The organism is Actinosynnema sp. NPDC053489, from assembly GCF_044544865.1.
Lineage (GTDB): Bacteria > Actinomycetota > Actinomycetes > Mycobacteriales > Pseudonocardiaceae > Actinosynnema.
The window spans coordinates 46,262-65,475 of record NZ_JBITXT010000017.1 but is presented as its reverse complement, the minus strand read 5'-3'; the positions used below and the strand labels follow the sequence as shown (position 1 = coordinate 65,475).

Here is a 19,214-nt window from a genome sequence, read left to right as displayed (position 1 = left end):
TGGGGGCAGTTAACCCGAGGTGGCCTCGACCTGGCAACGGCGTCCGCGGAATGGGCAGGCGGGAGCGGCTCTCCGCCGGCGCGACGGCGGTCCGCGGTGACCGCACTTCTGCGCACTCCGGGGCGGGGTCGCCCGGTAGCTTCGACAGGATCGACGTGCCGAGCGGATCGTGAGGGCGATGGGCGGGGACGGCGGTCCGCGGCAGTGGGCCCGGGCGGACGGCGGCGCGGTGGTCGTGCAGGCCGGTGGCGACGCGACCGTGCACCTCGGCGCCCGCCCCCGGGTCCGACCGGTCGCGGTGCCGGTGGCCGCCGAGCGGTTCACCGGGCGGCAGCGGGTCGTGGACGGGTTGTTGCGCCACCTCGCGCCGGACGCCGACCACAACGGGGTCGCGGCGGTGACGGGGATGGGCGGGGTCGGGAAGACCTCGCTGGCGGTCCAGGTGGCCCGGGAAGGGCTGGCGCGGGGCCTGTTCCCCGGTGGCGTGCTGTTCGAGAACCTCCACGGGTACAGCACCGTCGAGTCGGTGCCGCCCGGGGCGGCCGCCGGACGGCTCCTGCGGGCGTTGGGCGTCCCGCCCGGCGAGGTGCCCCCCGACGACGAGCGCGTGACGGCCTGGCGGTCCGCGATCGCGCGAGAACGGCAGCCGGTGCTGGTGGTGCTGGACAACGCCGGTTCCGCCGGCCAGGTCGCGCCGCTGCTGGCCGAACCGCCGCACCGCACCCTGATCACGTCCCGCACGGTGTTGTCCGCGCTGGCCGCCCGGGCGTTCCCGCTCGACGTGTTCGAGCCCGACGAGTCGGTGCGCTTCCTGGACACGGCCCTGCGCACCGCCCGCCCCGACGACGGCCGGGTCACCGGGGCGCACCCCGACGCGGTCGAGCTGGCCGGGTACTGCGGGCACCTGCCGCTCGCCCTGAAGGTCGTCGTCGCCCTGCTGCGCGACGACCCGGGCACCACCGTCGCCGACCTCGCCGAGGTCCTGCGCGACGAGCGGACCAGGCTCGCGGAGCTGGGCTACCCGGACGAGGACGGCGAGCACCGACCGCTGGCCGTGCGCGCGGCGTTCGAGCTGTCCTACCGCGAGCTCACCGACGCGCAGGCCCGGGCGTTCCGCCTGCTGACCGCGGTGCCCGGGCCGAGCGCGTCGACCGAGGCCGTCACCGCCGCCCTCGACCTGCCCGACCGCCGGTCCCGGCGCCTGGTCACCGACCTGGCCCGCCTCCACCTCCTCGACCGCCTGCCCGGCGACCGCTGGCGGATGCACGACCTGGTGCGCCTGTACGCCGAAGAACGCGCCGCCGCCGACACCGGCGCCGACCGCCCCGCCGCCGCGCGCGACCGCGTCCACGCGCACTACGCGGCACGGGCCACCGCCGCGAACCGCTGGTCGGGCCGGCGCAGCCTGGTGACCGACGAGGAGGAGCGCCGCCACCGGGAGGCGGTGGCGTGGTGGGACGGCGAGGCGCCCGCCGTGGTCGCGGCCGTGGTGGCGGCGCACCGCGACGGTCGGCACGACGTGGTCCTGCGGCTGGCGGAAGCGCTGTCGGGCCACCTCGAGAACCGCCACCGGCTGGACGACGCGGTGCTCGTCGGCCGCACGGCCCTGGACTCGGCACGGCACCTCGACGTCACCGCCGTCCGCCGGGCGTCGTCGTTGCTGGGCAACGCCTACCGGCTCGCCCACCGCTACCGCGACGCCATCCCGCTGCTGGAAGAGGCGTGCCGGCTGTCCGAAGAGGACACCGAGGAGGCGGGCGCGCACCTGCACAACCTCGGCCTGGCCCACTTCCGCAACGGCGACTTCGCCGAAGCGGAGCGGTGCCACGCCCGCGACTACCGGATCTGCCGCCGGCAGGGCCGCGTGGTGGGCGTGATCGGGGCGATGACCGCGCGGGCCGACGCCCTGCGGATGCTCGACCGCGTGGCGGAGGCCGTCCACCTGCTCAACGGGTCGATCGTGCTGTCCATCGCGGTCGGCAGCCGGCGCGACGAGGCGCTGGCCCGGGTCAACCTCGCCGTCACGTGCCTGGACAACCTCCCGGGCACCCGCGCGGGTTTCGTGATCTGGCAACTGTGCCGGGCCTTGCGCATCGCCTGCGAGGACGGTGACGTCCGCGGCCGCGCGAGCGTGCTGCGCAACCTGGCGGCGGCCTACCGGTTGCGCGACCAGTGCCACCGCGATGCCGCGTGGCACTGGCGCCGCCGGGCGGCCGAGCTGTACCGGGAGCTGGGTGATCCCGGGCTCGCCGCGGCGATCGAGGACCAGGAGTGGGTCGACCCGCCGCACCCGGCCGAGGACTGCGTTCACGAGCGGGGTGACCGGGAGGTCGCCCACCGGGTGCGGGAGTGGTTGGAGGACCTGCCCCACGCGGTGCTGCGCGGCGACCACGGGCGGCTGGACGAGGCCGCGTTCGCCGGCGAGTCGTTGGTGTGGCTGGGAAGCACCCGCACCGACCGGGCGCGCGAGATCAACCCCCGCGGACTGCTGCTGGGGCTGGAGGACCCGCGAGCGGAGACGATGACCTCACCGTTGGCGGACACCACCTGGGAGGCCGTCGCCGCGGTCGTCGGGCGGGTCGAGGCGGACCCGGTCGCCGCTGTCGAGCGGGTCGCCCCGCTGCTCGTGGACGACCTGACGGCCGCCGCCCACCGCCCGATCCCCGCCGGTGAGCTGGGTCGCGCGGTCGACGCCGTGGCCGACGTGTGGTCGGCGGCCGAACCGCACCTGTCCCGGTTGGCCGAGTTCACCGTGGAGGCGTTGCTACCGGCACGCGCGGCGGTGGTCAACCACCTCGTCGTCCTGGGTCGGGCGCGTGAGGCGGTGGCGCACGGCGAAAGCACGCTGTCGGACGCGCTGCGCCTGCTCGGCCCGGCGCACCACGTGACGGCCACCGCCCGCGCCAACCTGGGCGGCGCGCTCCTGGCGGTCGGCCGGACCGACCGGGCCACCGAGCTGTTCGTCGCGAACACCGACCACCCCACCGGCGACGACCGCGCCCGGTTGGCCGCACGGCGGAACGTCGCCGTGGCCCACTACGCGTCCGGGCGCGCACCGGTGGCCTCGAAGCTGCTGCGCGACGCGCTCCGCGACGAGGCTCGCCTGCTCGGCCCGGACGACCCGGACTCGGTGGGCACCCGCTACTGGCTGGCCCGCTGCCTGGCCGACACCGGTCGGGTCGCCGAGGCCGTCGAACACCTCGAACGCGCCCGCGACCACCCCGGCACCACTCCGGCGCTGTCCCGGGAACTCCGGCAGGTCCGCCTGCTCCTGATCGCGCTGTACCGCCGGTCGGGCCGTGCCCGGGACGCGCTGCTGGAGACGTGGGCCTAGCCGGGCGTCAGCGCCGCCACTCCAGCACGGTCACCTCGTCGCCCACGGCGATCTCGCCCGGCGTCAGGACGGACGCCTTCAGGCCGAAGCTCACGCCGCTGGTCTCGCGGCGGTAGTCGGCCAGGGTCCGCAGCGGTTCCGGGCCCACCCGCACGCCCCTCGACTGGTCGACCATGGTGACCGCGCAGCGGATCGCCAGCTCGCCGAAGCCGATCTCGCCGGTGCCCACCGCCATCCGGGCCACCCGGTCCTCGGTGTGCGGCTCGGGCCAGCCGTCGACCACGATGTTGGGCCGGAACCGGTCCATCGGCACCGGGGTCGCGCCCCGCTCGGCGATCCGCGCGTTCAGCCCGTCCAAGGAGGACTGCGAGACGACCAGCAGCGCCGTCGGGTCCGTACCGGCGTGCGCCCGGCTCTCCCGGGACGGCTCCCGCACCAGGCGGACCGACGTGCCGACCACGTCGGACAGCCACCGCGCGGCCTCGTCGCCCTGGTCGATGCCGGTGCCCGGCCACTTCTCGACCTCCACCGGCCGGACCTCGCCGTCGGCCGCCACGTCCAGCACCAGCTCGCCCGCCCCCGGCGCGCTGAGCGCCAGCTTCGCGCCCCCGTGCCGCAGCTCGCACCGGACGACGGCCAGCCGCGGCGCCTCGCCCTGCCAGGCGGTGCCCCCGCTCGGCGAGACGACGGCGTACAGCCGGTCGTTGGCCAACCCGGTCGGGGTCAGCGCGGCCCGGTCCACGGCGACCCCGGAACACCCCTTGACCGGGAACAGCGTGAGCGCCTGGACGGTGGCCATGCGGACAACGTACTCCCCGGCCCGGGCCGCACGCCCGGATTTCCCGCACGTCAGGAAGTGAACTCCCCGGTGCCGTAACGATGTCGGGAGTTGATCGATGCACCGGGCATGCGGAACAGCGGGTGGCGTTCGGTCGCGTGGGGCGTCGTGGGAGCAGTGGTCGCGGCGGGCCTGGTGGCGGTGGGCCCGGGTCCCGCCGGCGCGGCCGCCACGACACCGGTCACGTTCGGCGACCGGATGTACCACGCGCTCAGCCCGTCCCGGCTCCTGGACACCCGCTCCGGCCGGGGTGCCCTCGGACCGCGGTCGTCGCTGGACCTCACGGTGGTGGGCCGCGGTGGCGTGCCCGCCGAGGGCGTCGGCGCGGTCGTGCTCAACCTGACCGGCACCGAGGCGACCGCCGACACCTACGTCACCGCCTACCCGACCGGCGAGGCCGTGCCCCTGGCCAGCAACCTGAACCTGATGGCCGGGCAGACCGCCCCGAACCTGGCCATCGTCAAGGTCGGCTCCGGCGGCCGGATCTCGCTCTACAACCGCAGCGGCTCGGTGCACCTGATCGCGGACGTCGCCGGGTGGTTCCCGGTCGGCTCCGACTACCACGGCCTGAGCCCCGCCCGGGCGCTGGACACCCGGACCGCCGGCGGCCCGGTGGGCGCCCGCGAGTCGGTGGACGTGCCGGTGACCGGCTCCGCGGGCGTCCCGGCGACCGGCGTCGGCGCGGTCGTGGTGAACCTGACCGGAACGGAGCCCACCGCGGGCACCTACGTCAGCGCCTACCCGGCGGGCGAGGCCGTGCCGCTGGCCAGCAACCTGAACCTGACGGCCGGGCAGACCGCCCCGAACCTGGCCATCGTGAAGGTCGGCGCGAACGGCCGGATCTCCCTCTACAACAACAACGGCGCGACCCACCTCGTGGTGGACGTGCTCGGCTGGGTCGCGACGGGGGCCGACCTCGCGCCGCTGTCCCCGTCCCGGCTGCTGGACACCCGCGAGGACCGGCCCGTCGCCGCGCGCTCGTCGGTCGAGCTGCCCGTGCTGGGCCGCGGCGGCGTGCCGGCCGAGGGCGTCGCGGCGGTCGTGGTGAACCTGACCGGCACCGACCCGACCGCCGACACCTACGTCACCGCCTACCCCAGCGGGGAACCGCTGCCGGTCGCCAGCAACCTCAACCTGACCGCCGGGCAGACCGCGCCGAACCTGGTGATCGTCAAGGTGGGCTCCAACGGCACGATCTCGCTCTACAACAACAACGGCTCGACGCACCTGGTCGTGGACGTGTTCGGCTGGATCTCCACCGGCGTCACGGCCACCGTCGCCAAGCCCGACACGACCGAGGTCGTGCCGCCGCAGCAGGTGGTGTCCGTGTCGCCGGACGGCCTGACCATGACCGGTCCCGCGCCGGCGGTCGGCGAGGTCGTCTTCGCCCAGCCCGACGACCGCAACCCCGGCGGGCTGCTCGGCCGGGTCACCTCCGTGACCACCTCCGGCGGCACCACGACCGTGCGCACCACCCCGGTCCGCGTCGACGAGGCGTTCCCGTCCGGCTCGGTGCAGGGCAGCGCGGACACCCGCGCGCTGGCCGGCACCGCCGCCGGCGCGCTGGCCGGCAAGGCCTCGCCGGACGGCACGATCCCGCTGGGCGCGGCCGCCACCGGCGTGGACTGCGGCGGGCGGCCGCTGACCGTGTCGGTCGACCTCGCCGTGCAGTCCCGGGTCGTCCTCGACATCGCGTGGGGCGCGGGCGGGCTGGACCGCTTCTCGGTCACCGCGGAGGCCGAGCTGCGCGGGTCGGTGGGGTTCACCGCCGGGTTCGCCGCCGAGTGCGACTTCCCGGTGGGGCCGACGATCGCCCTGCCGCCGGTGTGGGGTTTCGTGCCGAAGCTGACGCCGGTGGTGCGGGCGAAGTTCGAGGCCGGCGTCGGGCTCGGCGCCCAGCTCTCGGCGACCGTGCGGTTCGGGGCGGTGCTGGGCGCCGGGCAGCGGGGGGTGCGGTGGATCCGCGAGGCGGACGTGACCGGGTCGATGACGCCGCCGTCCGACGCCACCTCGGCCACCCTGCGCGTGGCCTTCGGGCCGCGCGTGCAGTTGGCGTTCGGCGGGATCGCCGGGCCGTCGCTGCTGGCGGGGGCGTTCGTGGAGACGAAGGTCAGCCCCACCGCGAACCCGTGGTGGACGGTCGACGCGGGCGCGAGCGCGCAGGCGAGCCTCGACGTCGACTTCTGGTTCCTGCGCGCGAGCTACACCCTGGCCGCGGCCGACTTCCTGCGCTACACGCTGGCCGCGGCGGGCGGCGCGTGGCCGGGGCCGCGGCTCGCCGGCACGCGCCTGCCCGCCGCGCAGCGGTCGGTGCCGTACTCGGCGACCGTCACCCCCCAGGGCGGCACGGCGCCGGTGACCTTGACCGTGGTCGGCGGGGCGTTGCCGCCCGGGTTGTCGTTCTCCGGCGGCACGATCGGCGGCACACCAACCCAGGCCGGCCAGTCCCAGTTCACCGTGCGGGCCCGCGACGCCCAGGGGCGCACGGCCACCGGCACGTTCGCCCTCACCGTGCTGACCCCCGGCGGCGCGGGCACGATCCCGCTGCCCGGCGCGCCCGCACCGCGGGAGTTCACCCTGGCCGGCGGGTACGTCGACGACCTCGGTCCCGGCGGCGAGACGCTGCACTGCGAGTGGAACGCGGCGGCCCGGGCGTGGGACGCCCGCTACCTCCAGCGCGACGGCGGCCGCACGCCCGCCGTGCCCTCGCTGTGCCAGGTGACGTCGTCCGCCGGGCCGCCGCGCGGCGACCAGGTGCGCCAATTGACGTGGGGCGCCGACGGCTGGTCGTACGCCACGGTCTACGACCCGGTGCAGGGCTGGGACGGCACGCAGGTCCGCGGCTACGGCCCGGACGGGTCACAGCGGTGGTCCGCCGCCTACCCGCGCATCCGGCTCGTGCACCTGACCCCGGACGGGACGCAACTGCTCGTCCGGTCGGGCAACTACTTCCACGTCCTCGACCCGGCCACGGGCAACCAGCTCCACTCGGTCTACTACCCGGGCATCGTCAACGGCGAGCTGCGGTCGGTGACGCGGGACCACCTCGTCCTCGGCCAGCTCGACTTCGTGAAGCGCTCCGACGGCGGTTACGCCGACGGCTACCCGCTGTCCGACTACGGCACCGACAGCCAGACGGTCGCGGGCCCCGGCGACTCCGTGCTGAACGCGCACTCGTTCGACAACACGTCGTCCGCGCCCGCCGCCTGCGGCACCGAGGTGCGACGGGGGCAGCGGACCGGCGTCGTGTGGTCGGTCCGCGTGCCGGCGGCCTACCCGGCGTGCTCGGCGCAGGCGGTCTCCGCCGACGGCGTCGGCGGCGGCTACGTGGTGCAGTACGTCGACCACCAGGCCCGGTTCACCCGCGTCACGCCCACCGGGGCGCTGGCGTGGACGCGGGACGTGAGCGGCGCCCTGGGGCGCTACTCCGTGTCCTACAGCGGCGGCAACCTGGTGGACGCGACCGCGGACCACGTGGTGGACGCCCGCGGCAGGTTGGCCTACTGGGTGGCCCGTGACCAGCCGTGCGTCGGCGAGGACGGCGCGCAGGCCACCTGTTCGTCGGTGCAGGTCGTGGTGGTGGACGAGAACGGCGGCGTGCTGCTGGACCGCACCTACTCCCGGTACGGCTGGTCGGTGCGCGTGCTGCGGGTGCTGGGCGGCTTCGGGCAGCTCTACGTCGGCCTGGAGTGGCAACGACCGGGTGGCGACATCCGGTCGGAGGTGAACTCGCTGCCGGTCGCGTTCGACGGCGACTGGTCGATGACCCGGCAGCGGCGGGTCCAGCCGTGACGGGTCGGTCGCGGTGTCCGAGGCCGTGTCAGAGGCCGTGTCCGGGGTGGTGTTCGGGGCGCAGTGCCCGGGGCAGGCCGAACAGGTCCACGTGCGAGTCGTCGTGGAAGCGGGTCAGGGCGGTGATCCGCTCGCCCGCCAGGGTCAGCACCAGCAGACCGCGCGCCCGCAGGGTCGTCGTGCCCGGCTCGGCCGCGTAGTAGCCGAACGCGGGCTGCCCGTTGGCCCGGGTGGGGAGCAGCGCCCGCCGGACGCCCCCGCACAACGCGACCGCGGCCAGGAACCGGCCGACGACCTGCGGCGTCCGGTACTCCAGGGGCAGGGGCGGCATGGTGAGGCGGACGTCGTCGGTGAGCAGGGCGACGACCGCCTCGACGTCACCGGACTCGAAGGCCCGGGTGAAGTCGGCGACGATCCGGCGCTCGCCGGGTGAGCGGGGGAGGGGCGCGCGGTCGCGGTCCGCGGGCAGCTCGTGGGTCAGCGCGCCCCGCGCGCGCTTGAGGGCGGCGGCGACCGCGTTCTCGGTGGTGTCGAGGATGCCCGCGACCTCGGCGGCGCGGAAGCCCAGCACGTCGCGCAGGACGAGCGCGGTGCGCTGCCGGGGCGGGAGGCGGTGCAGGGCGGTCAGGAAGGCCAGCGAGACCGACTCGCGGACCTCGTACCGCGACTCCGGGCCGGGCCTGCGGTCGGCGAGTTCGTCGAGCAGCGCGTCCGGGTACGGCTCCAGCGGGCCCGGTTCGGCGCGGTGGGTCGGTTCGGGCATCGGCACGGGCGGGTGGGCGACGTGGTCGCCGGGACGCCGGGCCCGCGACCGCAGGGCGTTGAGGCAGCGGTTGGTGGCGATGCGGTAGAGCCAGGTCCGCACGGACGAGCGTTCCGCGAACCCGTCGATCCCGCGCCAGGCCGCCAGCAGCGTCTCCTGCACCACGTCCTCGGCGTCGTGCGTCGAGCCCAGCAGGCGGTAGCAGTGCACGTGCAGCTCGCGGCGGTGGGGCGCGACGAGCCGCCGGAACGCCTCCCCGTCACCCGCCCGGGCCGGGCCCAGCAGGTCCGCCGCCGGGTGGGCGACGCCGGGGTCGTCCAGCGGTGAGCGCACGGTGGCCATCATCCACGGACCGCGACCAACCGCCAACCACCGCCCCGCGGGCCGCCGGTGCGCCACGGCGACCCGTGCGGGTCACCCGCCCACCGCACCGGCCAGGCGCGGTCCCCGCGCCGGTGGGTGGTCAGCCCGTCGCCCGCACGCCCGGCCCGCCGCCCGGGGGCCCGATCCCCACCCCCACCTCCGCGTACGGGACCGCGCCCCCGGCCAGCGTCCCTCCCGAGGCGGCGGCCACCAGCAGCTCCCGGTGGCGGGCCGGGTCCGGGGCGGCCAGGTCCAGGTCGGAGCCGACCAGCACCAGGACGGTGCGGCGCAGGCGGGCCGCCCACCGCCACACCCCCGGCCGGTCGACCTCCAGGTGGTCGAGCAGCGGGGTGCGGTGCGGCCAGCGCAGGGTCAGCGCCCCGTCGGGGGAGACGTCCACCGACCAGCCGCGAGCGGTCGGCAGCACGACGTCGTCGACGTCGGAGACGAGGCTCAGGCCCTTGGCGGTCAGGGCGGTGGGCAGCGGCACCGCGAGGCGGGTCCGGCCCTCCACCAGCAGGACGGCGATGCGGTTGTCGTCGTGGCCCCAGACGGAGGCCCGGACGTGGAGGCGCGCGTCGGCGCTCATGATCGGCCCTTCTGTCGGATTCGCGCCGCGCACCCAGCATACGACCCGGAGAAGCCGCTGGGTTCACCATTATGAGTGAATGCATTGGTATATCGCAAAGGCGTTGCCCAATCGCGGCAAAACGCCATAAATGAGACGGTAAAACGGTTGTTACGACGTGACGCAGATCACATACCCCTGTAATGAAGTGATCACGGGTAGTTATGTACGTTGCAGTCGCGCCGCTCTTGAAACGTCCTTCCGGAAGGGATGACCGCATGCGTGGGATATTCCACCGCACCGGTGATGATTCGCCCGGGCCGCGCGGGGCGGGTGACCTGCTACTCGCGACCAGCAGTTTTCTGACCCGTGCCGAGGTGTCGGACGACCTGCGCGCCGCCTTTCACCGGGGCGGGCGGGACGGTGATTCCTTCTATCGGGACCGGTGGAGCCACGACAAGGTGGTTCCTTCGACACATGGCGTGAACTGCACCGGATCGTGCCGGTGGGACGTGTACGTGAAGGACGGTCTGATCACCTGGGAAACACAGGCCATCGATTACCCGTCGACCGGCCCGGACCGCCCGGAGTACGAACCCCGGGGCTGTCCGCGCGGTGCCTCGTTCTCCTGGTACACCTATTCGCCATTGCGCGTTCGCTTTCCCTACGCCCGGGGCGTGCTGGTCGAGATGTACCGCGAGGCGCGCCGCGCGCACGACGACCCGGTGGCGGCCTGGGCCTCCGTCGTCGACGACCCGGTCAAGCGCCGCGCCTACCAGCGGGCCCGCGGCAAGGGCGGCCTCGTCCGGGTCTCGTGGGACGAGGCCGTGGAGATGGTCGCCGCCGCCCACGTGCACACGATCGCCCGCCACGGCCCGGACCGCATCGCCGGCTTCTCTCCGATCCCGGCCATGTCGATGGTGTCGCACGCCGTGGGCGCGCGGTTCATGGCGCTCATCGGCGCGCCGATGCTGTCGTTCTACGACTGGTACGCCGACCTGCCGCCCGCGTCGCCGCAGGTGTTCGGCGACCAGACCGACGTGCCGGAGTCCGCGGACTGGTGGGACGCCGCCTACCTGGTGCTCTGGGGTTCCAACGTGCCGGTGACCCGCACGCCCGACGCGCACTTCATGACCGAGGCCCGCTACCGCGGCCAGAAGGTCGTGGTGTGCTCGCCGGACTACTCCGACGCCACGAAGTTCGCCGACGAGTGGCTCGCGCCCCACCCGGGCACCGACGCGGCGCTGGCGGTGGCCATGGGCCACGTGATGCTGCGCGAGTTCTTCGTCGACCAGCGGGTCCCGTTCTTCACCGACTACGTCCGGCGGTTCACCGACCTGCCCTTCCTGGTCACGCTGGAGGAGCGCGACGCGGGCCTGGTGCCGGGCAAGTTCCTGACCGCCGCCGACCTCGGCGAGGCCACGCCCGGCGCGGAGTGGAAGACCGTGGTGCTCGACGCCGACGGCGTCACGCCGGTGGTGCCGAACGGGTCGCTGGGCTTCCGCTGGGCCGACGAACCGGGCCGGTGGAACCTCGACCTGCACGGCGTCACGCTGGCGCTGAGCGTCCTGGACCGCGCGGACGACGCCGTGGAGGTGCTGCTGCCCCGGTTCGACGCCCCGGACGGCACGGCCGGGACGATCACCCGGGGCGTGCCCGTGCGGCGGGTGGGCGGTCGCCTCGTGACCACCGTGCTCGACCTGCTGCTGGCCCAGTACGGCGTGGGCCGCCCCGGCCTGCCCGGCCGGTGGCCCGCCGGCTACGACGACGAGGACGCGCCCGGCACCCCGGCGTGGGCGCAGCGGCTGACCGGCGTGCCCGCCGCCCGCACCACGCGCATCGCCCGCGAGTTCGCCGACACCGCCGTGCGCTCCAAGGGCCGCTGCATGATCGTCATGGGCGCCGGCACGAACCACTGGTTCCACTCCGACCTGGTCTACCGGTCGTTCCTGACGCTGCTGCTGCTCACCGGCTGCCAGGGTCGCAACGGCGGTGGCTGGGCGCACTACGTCGGCCAGGAGAAGGTCCGCCCGCTGACCGGCTGGGCCACCCTCGCCGGCGCGCTGGACTGGCACCGGCCGCCGCGCCAGATGATCGGCACCGGCTACTTCTACACCCACACCGACCAGTGGCGTTACGACCGGCTCACCGCCGACGGCCTCACCTGGCCCGGTGCCAGGGGCACCCTGGCGGGCCAGTCGGTCGCCGACTGCCTGGCCCGGTCCGCGCGGCTGGGCTGGATGCCGTCCTACCCGACGTTCGACCGCAACCCGCTGGACCTGTGCGACGAGGCCGACGCCGCGGGGGAGGACCCGGTGTCGCACGTGACGGCACGCGTCCGCGCCGGCGAGGTCGGCTTCGCGTGCGAGGACCCGGACGCGCCCGGGAACTGGCCGCGCGTGCTGACCGTGTGGCGGGCGAACCTGCTGGGCTCCTCGGCCAAGGGCAACGAGTACTTCCTGCGGCACCTGCTCGGCGCGGACGGCAACCCGCGCGCCGAGGAGACACCGCCCCACCAGCGGCCGCGGTCGGTGCGGTGGCGCGACGAGGCACCGGAGGGCAAGCTCGACCTGCTGCTGGCGCTGGACTTCCGGATGACCAGCACCACCCTGTTCGCCGACGTGACGCTGCCGGCCGCCACCTGGTACGAGAAGCACGACCTCTCCAGCACGGACATGCACCCATTCGTGCACTCCTTCAACGCCGCGGTCGACCCGCCGTGGCAGGCGCGCACCGACTTCGACTCCTTCCACGCCATCGCCGCGAAGCTGAGCGAGCTGTCCGCCACCCACCTGGGCACCCGCCGCGACCTGGTCGCCACCGCGATGCAGCACGACACGCCGGGGGAGACCGCCCAACCCGGCGGCGTGGTCCGCGACTGGCGCGACGGCGACGGCGAACCGGTGCCGGGCCGCACGTTCCCCGTGCTGACCGTGGTGGAACGCGACTACACCGCGGTCGCCGCCAAGCTGGCCGCGCTCGGCCCGCTGGTGGACAAGCTCGGCGTCACCACGAAGGGGTGGACCGCCGACGTCGGCCAGGAGGTCGCGTGGCTCGGCGAGGCCAACGGGCTGGTCCGCGGCGGTCCGGCCGCGGGCAGGCCCGCGCTGGACACCGACCGCAAGGCCGCCGACGCCGTGCTCGCCCTGTCCGGCACCACCAACGGGCGGCTCGCCGACGAGGGCTTCGCGGCCCTGGAACGCCGGGTCGGCGTGCCGCTGCGCCCCCTGGTCGAGCACCACCAGGCCCACCGCATCACGTTCGCCGACACGCGGTCCCGCCCGGCGACGGTGGTCACGAGCCCGGAGTGGTCCGGCGACGAGTCCGGCGGCCGGCGCTACGCGCCGTTCACCATCAACGTGGAGCGGCTCAAGCCCTGGCACACGCTCACCGGCAGGCAGCACTTCTTCCTCGACCACGACTGGGTGGCCGAGCTGGGCGAGCAGCTGCCCGTCTACCGGCCGCCGCTGGACCTGCACCGGTTGTTCGGCGAACCGCGGCTGGGCCCCAACGGCCCCGAGGTGACCGTCCGGTACCTGACCCCGCACTCGAAGTGGTCCATCCACTCCGAGTACCAGGACAACCCGATCATGCAGACGCTGTCGCGCGGCGGACCGGCGTTCTGGGTCAGCCCCGCCGACGCGGAGGCCATCGGCGTGCGGGACAACGACTGGGTCGAGGCCGTCAACCGCAACGGCGTGGTGGTGGGGCGCGCCATCGTGTCGCACCGGATGCCCACCGGCACCGTGTTCCTCTACCACGCGCAGGAACGCACGGTGAACGTGCCGAAGGCCGAGACCACCGGCAAGCGCGGCGGCATCCACAACTCCCTGACCCGGTTGCAGATCAAGCCCACGCACCTGGTCGGCGGGTACGCGCAGATGTCCTTCGCGCTCAACTACTACGGCCCGACCGGCAACCAGCGCGACGAGGTCACCGTGCTGCGCCGGCGCGGCCAGGAGGTGCGGTACTGATGAAGGTCATGGCGCAGCTGGCCATGGTGATGAACCTGGACAAGTGCATCGGGTGCCACACCTGCTCGGTCACCTGCAAGCAGACGTGGACCAACCGCGAGGGCACGGAGTACGCCTGGTTCAACAACGTCGAGACCAAGCCCGGCCAGGGCTACCCCCGGCGGTACGAGGACCAGGAGCGCTGGCGCGGCGGGTGGGCGCTGCGGCGCGGGAAGCTGGTGCCGGCCGCGGGCGGTCGGGTGCGGCGGCTGCTGTCGCTGTTCGCCAACCCGGACCTGCCGGCGCTGGAGGACTACTACGAGCCGTGGACCTACGACTACCGCACCCTCACCGAGGCGCCGCTGGGCGAGGACACCCCGACGGCGCGGCCGGTGTCGGCGATCACCGGCGCGCCGACCGACGTCACCTGGGGGCCGAACTGGGACGACAGCCTGGCGGGCGCGCCGGAGAACGCGCCCGGCGACCCGGTGGTGCAGCGGCTCGGGCGGGACATCCGCTTCGAGTACGAGCAGTCGTTCATGTTCTACCTGCCGCGGATCTGCGAGCACTGCCTCAACCCGTCGTGCGTGGCCTCCTGCCCGTCCGGCGCGATGTACAAGCGCTCCGAGGACGGCATCGTGCTCGTGGACCAGGACCGCTGCCGCGGCTGGCGGATGTGCGTCTCGGGGTGCCCGTACAAGAAGGTCTACTTCAACCACAAGACCGGCAAGGCCGAGAAGTGCACGTTCTGCTACCCGCGCCTGGAGGTGGGCCTGCCCACCGTGTGCGCGGAGACGTGCGTCGGCCGGCTGCGCTACATCGGCGTGCTGCTCTACGACGCCGACCGGGTGGGCGCCGCCGCGAGCACGCCCGACGAGAAGCGGCTCTACCAGGCCCAGCTCGGCGTGTTCCTCGACCCGAACGACCCCGAGGTGGTGCGCGCCGCCGAACGCGCCGGGATCCCCCACGACTGGATCACCGCGGCGCGGCGCTCCCCGGTGTACGACCTGATCTGCCGCTACCGGGTCGCCCTGCCGCTGCACCCGGAGTACCGGACCATGCCGATGGTCTGGTACGTGCCGCCGCTCTCGCCCGTGGTCGACGCGCTGGCGGGCACCGGGTTCGACGGCGAGGACGCGGACAACCTGTTCGGTGCCATCGACGCGCTGCGCATCCCGCTGGACTACCTGGCCGGCCTGTTCACCGCGGGCGACCCCGAGCCGGTGCGGATGGCGTTGCGCCGGCTGGCCACCATGCGCTCGCACCTGCGCTCGCTCAACCTCGGCGAGCCGCCCGACCCGGCCGGCCCGTCCCGCGTAGGCATGGACGGTGCCTCGGTGGAGGCCATGTACCGGCTGCTGGCCGTGGCCAAGTACGACGACCGGTACGTCATCCCCACCGCCGCCGTCGGCCAGGCGCACGACCTCGAAGGCATCGCCACCGGGTGCAGCCTCGACGGCGACGGCGGGCCCGGCATGACCGACCGGCGCACCGACCTGTTCGTCTGGCGCGACGGCGAGCGCCCCGCCGGCATGTTCCCCACGGTGCGCCGGGAGACGCCGTGACCACGAACCGCGGCACCAGGGTGCGGCTGATGGTGGCGTCGCACTGCCTGCACTACCCCGAAGGCCTGCACGAGCGCCTGCCGCTGCTGCGCCGCGGCCTCGCCGAGGCGCCCGACGCCGGGCTGGCCGCGCTGCTCGACCACCTGGCCGGCACCCCGCCGGTCGAGGCCGCCCGCCGCTACGTCGAGCTGTTCGACACCGAGGCCGACCGGTCGCTGCACCTGACCTGGTACACCGACGGCGACACCCGCAGGCGCGGCGCGTCCCTGGTCGCGCTCAAGCAGCGGTACCGCGGGCACGGGTACCTGCTCGGCGACGGCGAGCTGCCCGACTACCTGCCCGTGCTGCTGGAGTTCGCCGCGCACACCGGCGACCCCGGCGTGCGGCTGCTGGCCGGGTACCGCCCGGCGCTCGACGTGCTGCACCGCAACCTGCTGCCCCTGGGCACGCCGTACGCGGCGGCCGTGGCCTCGGTCCTGGCGACCCTGCCCGTCCGCGCCGACGCCCGGCCCGTCGCCACCGACGCCCCGGTCGAGCGGGTCGGCCTCGAACCGGTCCTGCTCGGCTACCCCACCCGACTGCCGGAGCCGACCCGATGACCCTGGACCTGCTGCTGTGGGCGGTGCTGCCCTACGTCACGATCACCGTGCTCGTCGGCGGCACCGCCTGGCGCTACCGGCACGACCGGTTCGGCTGGACCACGCGCAGCTCCCAGCTGCACGAGTCCCGGCTGCTGCGGATCGGCAGCCCGCTGTTCCACGTCGGGCTGCTGCTCGTGCTGGCCGGGCACGTCGGCGGGCTGCTCGTGCCCGCCTCGCTGACCCGGTGGCTGGGCGTGCACGACGAGCTGTACCACCTCGTCTCGCTCGTCGCGGGCGGACTGGCGGGGGCCGCCGCCCTGGTCGGGTTCGGCATCCTGCTGGTGCGGCGGCTGCGCACCCCGGCCGTGCGGTCGGCGACCGGTCGCGGCGACCGGCTCACCTACCCGGTGCTGGGCGCCGTGCTGCTGCTGGGCATAGCCGCGACCGTGCTGCTCAACGGCCTGGGCGGCGGCTACGACTACCGCGCCACCATCGGGCCCTGGGTGCGCGGCGTGCTGCTGGCGCACCCCGACCCGTCGCTGATGCACGACGTGCCCGTGGTCTACCAGGTGCACGCCGTGGTGGCGATGGCGCTGTTCGCGCTGTGGCCGTTCAGCCGCCTCGTGCACGCCTTCAGCGCACCGCTGCGCTACCTGGTCCGCCCCTACATCGTCTACCGCAGCCGTGACGCGCACCTGGCGGCGCGGCGGGCACCGCGCGGTTGGGACGACCGGTGAACCGGGCCCGGGCCGCGTTGCGGCCCGCCCTGGGCTCGCTGGTGGCCACCGCGGTGATCGGCGCGCTGGCCGTGTGCACCGCACAGCCGCTGCTGTTCCCGTCGCTGGGTCCCACGGCGTACCTGCTGTTCGCGACCCCGACCCACCCGGCCGCCAGCCCGCGCAACACCGTCGTCGGCCACGTGATCGGCGTGCTCGCGGGCGCGGCGGGCCTGGCCGCGTTCAACCTGTGGCACACGCCGCCCGACCTGGTGCACCTCACCTGGGGCCGCGCCGGGGCCGCCGTGCTCGCGCTGACCCTCACGTGCGGCGGCATGGCCTGGTCCAACCGGCCGCACCCGCCGGCGGGCGCGACGACGCTGATCATCGCGCTGGGCGTGCTGCACACCCCGGTGCAGTTGGCGGAGATCCTGCTCGGGGTCGTCCTGCTGCTCGTCGCGGCGACCGCCATCAACCGGCTGACCGGCGTCCCCCAACCGCTGTGGGACCCGCCGCGCGACGAGGGGCCTCCGGGAGGTCTTCCGCGTCGGCGCAAACGCGCTCCGGTGTGAGCGGGGGCTGTTGCGCTCGCCCGGCGGGAGCGGACTTCGCGGTGGAACCGACCGTCGTCCCCGGTGCCGCGGGTGAGCTGCGCGCGTTCGTGCGGCGGCCGCGGTCCGGTCGACCGGTCCCGGAGCTGGTGTTCGTCGACGGCAGCGGGTGCGGCGGCCCGGAGGAGTGGGCCGGCCTGGAGGAGTGGGCTCCCCGCCGGTGCTGACCGCGTTCCTCGGCCGAGGCGCGCCCGGCGACGGCCGACCCGCACCGGCGGCTCGCGGGACGGGGCGTCGCGCGGATCCGCCGCCGTGATCGCGCATGGTCCGGGCCGGCGCGGGTACCTCGGCGTGTCCGCCGAGTCCCCGCCTCCGGAAGGCCACCGATGACGACGCTCAAGCCGACACCCGTCGTGCCCGTCGAAGCGGCGGTGCGCGGCCCGAAGGGCTCGGCGCTGCCGCGCCTGTTCCGCACCACCGACCACAAGACCATCGGCCTGATGTACCTGACGACGTCGTTCGGGTTCTTCCTGGCCGGCGGCCTGATGGCGTTGCTGATGCGCGGCGAGCTGGCGCGACCGGGCCTGCAGTTCCTGTCCAACGAGCAGTACAACCAGCTGTTCACCATGCACGGCACGGTGATGCTGCTGCTCTACGCGACCCCGATCGTCTTCGGCTTCGCCAACTTCGTCCTGCCGCTGCAGATCGGGTCGCCGGACGTGGCGTTCCCGCGGCTCAACGCGCTGTCGTACTGGCTGTACCTGTTCGGCGGCCTGATCGCGGTCAGCGCCTTCCTCACGCCGGCCGGCGCGCCGGACTTCGGCTGGACGGCCTACACACCGCTGTCCAGCGCCATCCACAGCCCCGGCGTCGGCGCGGACCTGTGGATCTCCGGCCTGGTCGTCGGCGGCCTGGGCACCATCCTCGGCGCGGTCAACATGATCACCACCGTGATCTGCCTGCGCGCGCCGGGCATGACGATGTTCCGGATGCCGATCTTCACCTGGAACGTCCTGGTCACGTCGATCCTGGTGCTGGTGGCGTTCCCGATCCTGACCGCCGCGCTGCTCGGGTTGCTGGCCGACCGGCACCTCGGGGCGCACGTGTTCGACCCCGCCAACGGGGGTGCGATCCTGTGGCAGCACCTGTTCTGGTTCTTCGGCCACCCCGAGGTCTACATCGTCGCGCTGCCGTTCTTCGGCATCGTCTCCGAGATCATCCCGGTGTTCAGCCGCAAACCCCTGTTCGGCTACAAGGGCCTGGTCTACGCGACCATCGCGATCGCGCTGTACTCGGTGATCGTGTGGGCGCACCACATGTACGCCACCGGCGCGGTGCTGCTGCTGTTCTTCGCCGCGTCCACGTTCATCATCGCCATCCCGACGGGCATCAAGTTCTTCAACTGGATCGGCACCATGTGGAAGGGGCAGCTGACGTTCGAGTCGCCGATGCTGTTCAGCGTCGGCTTCCTGGTGACGTTCCTGTTCGGCGGGCTGTCCGGCATCCTGCTCGCCTCGCCGCCCATCGACTTCCACGTCCACGACACGTACTTCGTGGTCGCCCACTTCCACTACGTGCTGTTCGGCACGATCGTGTTCGCCACCTACGCGGGCATCTACTTCTGGTTCCCCAAGATGACCGGGCGGATGCTCGACGAACCGCTGGGCAAGCTGCACTTCTGGACCACGTTCCTCGGCTTCCACCTGACCTTCCTGGTGCACCACTGGCTGGGCAACCAGGGCATGCCCCGCCGCTACGCCGACTACTTGGAGAGCGACAACTTCACCACCCTGAACACCGTGTCCACGATCGGGTCGTTCGTGCTGGGCGCGTCGACGCTGCCGTTCGTCTGGAACGTGCTGCGCAGCTACCGCCACGGCGAACCGGCCGGGCGGGACGACCCGTGGGGGTTCGGGAACTCGCTGGAGTGGGCCACCTCGTGCCCACCGCCGCGGCACAACTTCACCGAGCTGCCCCGCATCCGCTCCGAGCGGCCCGCGTTCGAGCTGCACTACCCGCACATGGTCGAGCGGATGCGGGACGAGTCGCACTACTCCGTGCTCAAGCGCGACCAGGACGACGTCGGCGTCGACAAGACCACCGAGGAGGTGCTGGCGCCCACCGACCGCGACGGGTGAAATTCGCTTGATCGACCGCGGGCCGACGCGTGGACTGTGCGCAACGCCGCAG

At 74.1% G+C, this 19,214-nt stretch carries 12 protein-coding genes; 9 read left to right on the top strand and 3 right to left on the bottom strand.

The window, feature by feature from the left end; translation table 11 throughout:
• Positions 1-178: 178 nt before the first annotated feature.
• A complete protein-coding gene (locus tag ACIGNX_RS30325; RefSeq protein ID WP_396544244.1) occupies positions 179-3,334 on the top strand; it encodes a tetratricopeptide repeat protein in 3,156 nt (1,051 codons plus the stop codon).
• A 7-nt stretch (positions 3,335-3,341) separates the two neighbouring features.
• Here the strand turns inward: ACIGNX_RS30325 and ACIGNX_RS30320 are convergent, their stop codons facing one another.
• Positions 3,342-4,133: an MOSC domain-containing protein gene (locus ACIGNX_RS30320; protein ID WP_396544243.1), complete on the bottom strand. Its 792-nt coding sequence runs from the start codon at positions 4,131-4,133 to the stop codon at positions 3,342-3,344.
• A 108-nt stretch (positions 4,134-4,241) separates the two neighbouring features.
• On the opposite strand from ACIGNX_RS30320, the gene ACIGNX_RS30315 reads away from it, so the two are divergent.
• Positions 4,242-7,964 carry a putative Ig domain-containing protein gene (locus tag ACIGNX_RS30315; protein WP_396544242.1) on the top strand — a complete coding sequence of 1,241 codons (3,723 nt, stop codon included), beginning with the start codon at positions 4,242-4,244 and terminating at the stop codon, positions 7,962-7,964.
• A 28-nt stretch (positions 7,965-7,992) separates the two neighbouring features.
• On the opposite strand, the gene ACIGNX_RS30310 is transcribed toward ACIGNX_RS30315, so the two are convergent.
• Both ACIGNX_RS30310 and ACIGNX_RS30305 read right to left on the bottom strand, forming a co-directional pair.
• Positions 7,993-9,060: an RNA polymerase subunit sigma-70 gene (locus ACIGNX_RS30310; RefSeq protein ID WP_396544241.1), complete on the bottom strand. Its 1,068-nt coding sequence runs from the start codon at positions 9,058-9,060 to the stop codon at positions 7,993-7,995.
• Between the two features lie 130 nt (positions 9,061-9,190).
• Complete coding sequence (locus ACIGNX_RS30305; protein WP_396544240.1) at positions 9,191-9,679, bottom strand: hypothetical protein; 489 nt, start codon at positions 9,677-9,679, stop codon at positions 9,191-9,193.
• A 257-nt stretch (positions 9,680-9,936) separates the two neighbouring features.
• Between ACIGNX_RS30305 and ACIGNX_RS30300 the strand changes: the two genes are divergently transcribed.
• From ACIGNX_RS30300 to ctaD, 7 genes are all read left to right on the top strand, one after another.
• Positions 9,937-13,632 (top strand): nitrate reductase subunit alpha, encoded by a 3,696-nt coding sequence (locus tag ACIGNX_RS30300; RefSeq protein ID WP_396544239.1) that lies wholly within the window; start codon positions 9,937-9,939, stop codon positions 13,630-13,632.
• Positions 13,632-15,176, top strand: a complete 1,545-nt coding sequence (narH, locus tag ACIGNX_RS30295) for a nitrate reductase subunit beta (RefSeq protein ID WP_396544238.1) — start codon at positions 13,632-13,634, stop codon at positions 15,174-15,176. Before ACIGNX_RS30300 ends, narH begins: the two co-directional genes overlap by 1 nt.
• Entirely contained in the window at positions 15,173-15,775 is a 603-nt protein-coding gene (gene narJ / locus ACIGNX_RS30290; RefSeq protein WP_396544237.1) for a nitrate reductase molybdenum cofactor assembly chaperone, read from the top strand. Before narH ends, narJ begins: the two co-directional genes overlap by 4 nt.
• Positions 15,772-16,494: a respiratory nitrate reductase subunit gamma gene (narI, locus tag ACIGNX_RS30285; RefSeq protein WP_396544236.1), complete on the top strand. Its 723-nt coding sequence runs from the start codon at positions 15,772-15,774 to the stop codon at positions 16,492-16,494. Before narJ ends, narI begins: the two co-directional genes overlap by 4 nt.
• The gene (locus tag ACIGNX_RS30280; protein ID WP_396544235.1) at positions 16,491-17,045 is read left to right on the top strand and encodes an HPP family protein; all 555 of its coding nucleotides are present in this window, start codon (positions 16,491-16,493) and stop codon (positions 17,043-17,045) included. The genes narI and ACIGNX_RS30280 overlap by 4 nt, the downstream gene beginning before the upstream one ends.
• 41 nt (positions 17,046-17,086) lie before the next feature.
• A complete protein-coding gene (locus tag ACIGNX_RS30275; RefSeq protein ID WP_396544234.1) occupies positions 17,087-17,251 on the top strand; it encodes a hypothetical protein in 165 nt (54 codons plus the stop codon).
• 159 nt (positions 17,252-17,410) lie between these two features.
• Positions 17,411-19,162 carry a cytochrome c oxidase subunit I gene (ctaD, locus tag ACIGNX_RS30270; RefSeq protein WP_396544233.1) on the top strand — a complete coding sequence of 584 codons (1,752 nt, stop codon included), beginning with the start codon at positions 17,411-17,413 and terminating at the stop codon, positions 19,160-19,162.
• The last annotated feature ends 52 nt before the right edge of the window (positions 19,163-19,214 follow it).

Excerpts from the sequence above, each read along its gene's own strand:
- ACIGNX_RS30325 (WP_396544244.1), top strand. The coding sequence starts at position 179 with ATGGGCGGGGACGGCGGTCCGCGGCAGTGGGCCCGGGCGGACGGCGGC.
- ACIGNX_RS30320 (WP_396544243.1), bottom strand. The coding sequence starts at position 4,133 with ATGGCCACCGTCCAGGCGCTCACGCTGTTCCCGGTCAAGGGGTGTTCC.
- ACIGNX_RS30315 (WP_396544242.1), top strand. The coding sequence starts at position 4,242 with ATGCGGAACAGCGGGTGGCGTTCGGTCGCGTGGGGCGTCGTGGGAGCA.
- ACIGNX_RS30305 (WP_396544240.1), bottom strand. The coding sequence starts at position 9,679 with ATGAGCGCCGACGCGCGCCTCCACGTCCGGGCCTCCGTCTGGGGCCAC.
- ACIGNX_RS30300 (WP_396544239.1), top strand. The coding sequence starts at position 9,937 with ATGCGTGGGATATTCCACCGCACCGGTGATGATTCGCCCGGGCCGCGC.
- narH (WP_396544238.1), top strand. The coding sequence starts at position 13,632 with ATGAAGGTCATGGCGCAGCTGGCCATGGTGATGAACCTGGACAAGTGC.
- narI (WP_396544236.1), top strand. The coding sequence starts at position 15,772 with ATGACCCTGGACCTGCTGCTGTGGGCGGTGCTGCCCTACGTCACGATC.
- ctaD (WP_396544233.1), top strand. The coding sequence starts at position 17,411 with ATGACGACGCTCAAGCCGACACCCGTCGTGCCCGTCGAAGCGGCGGTG.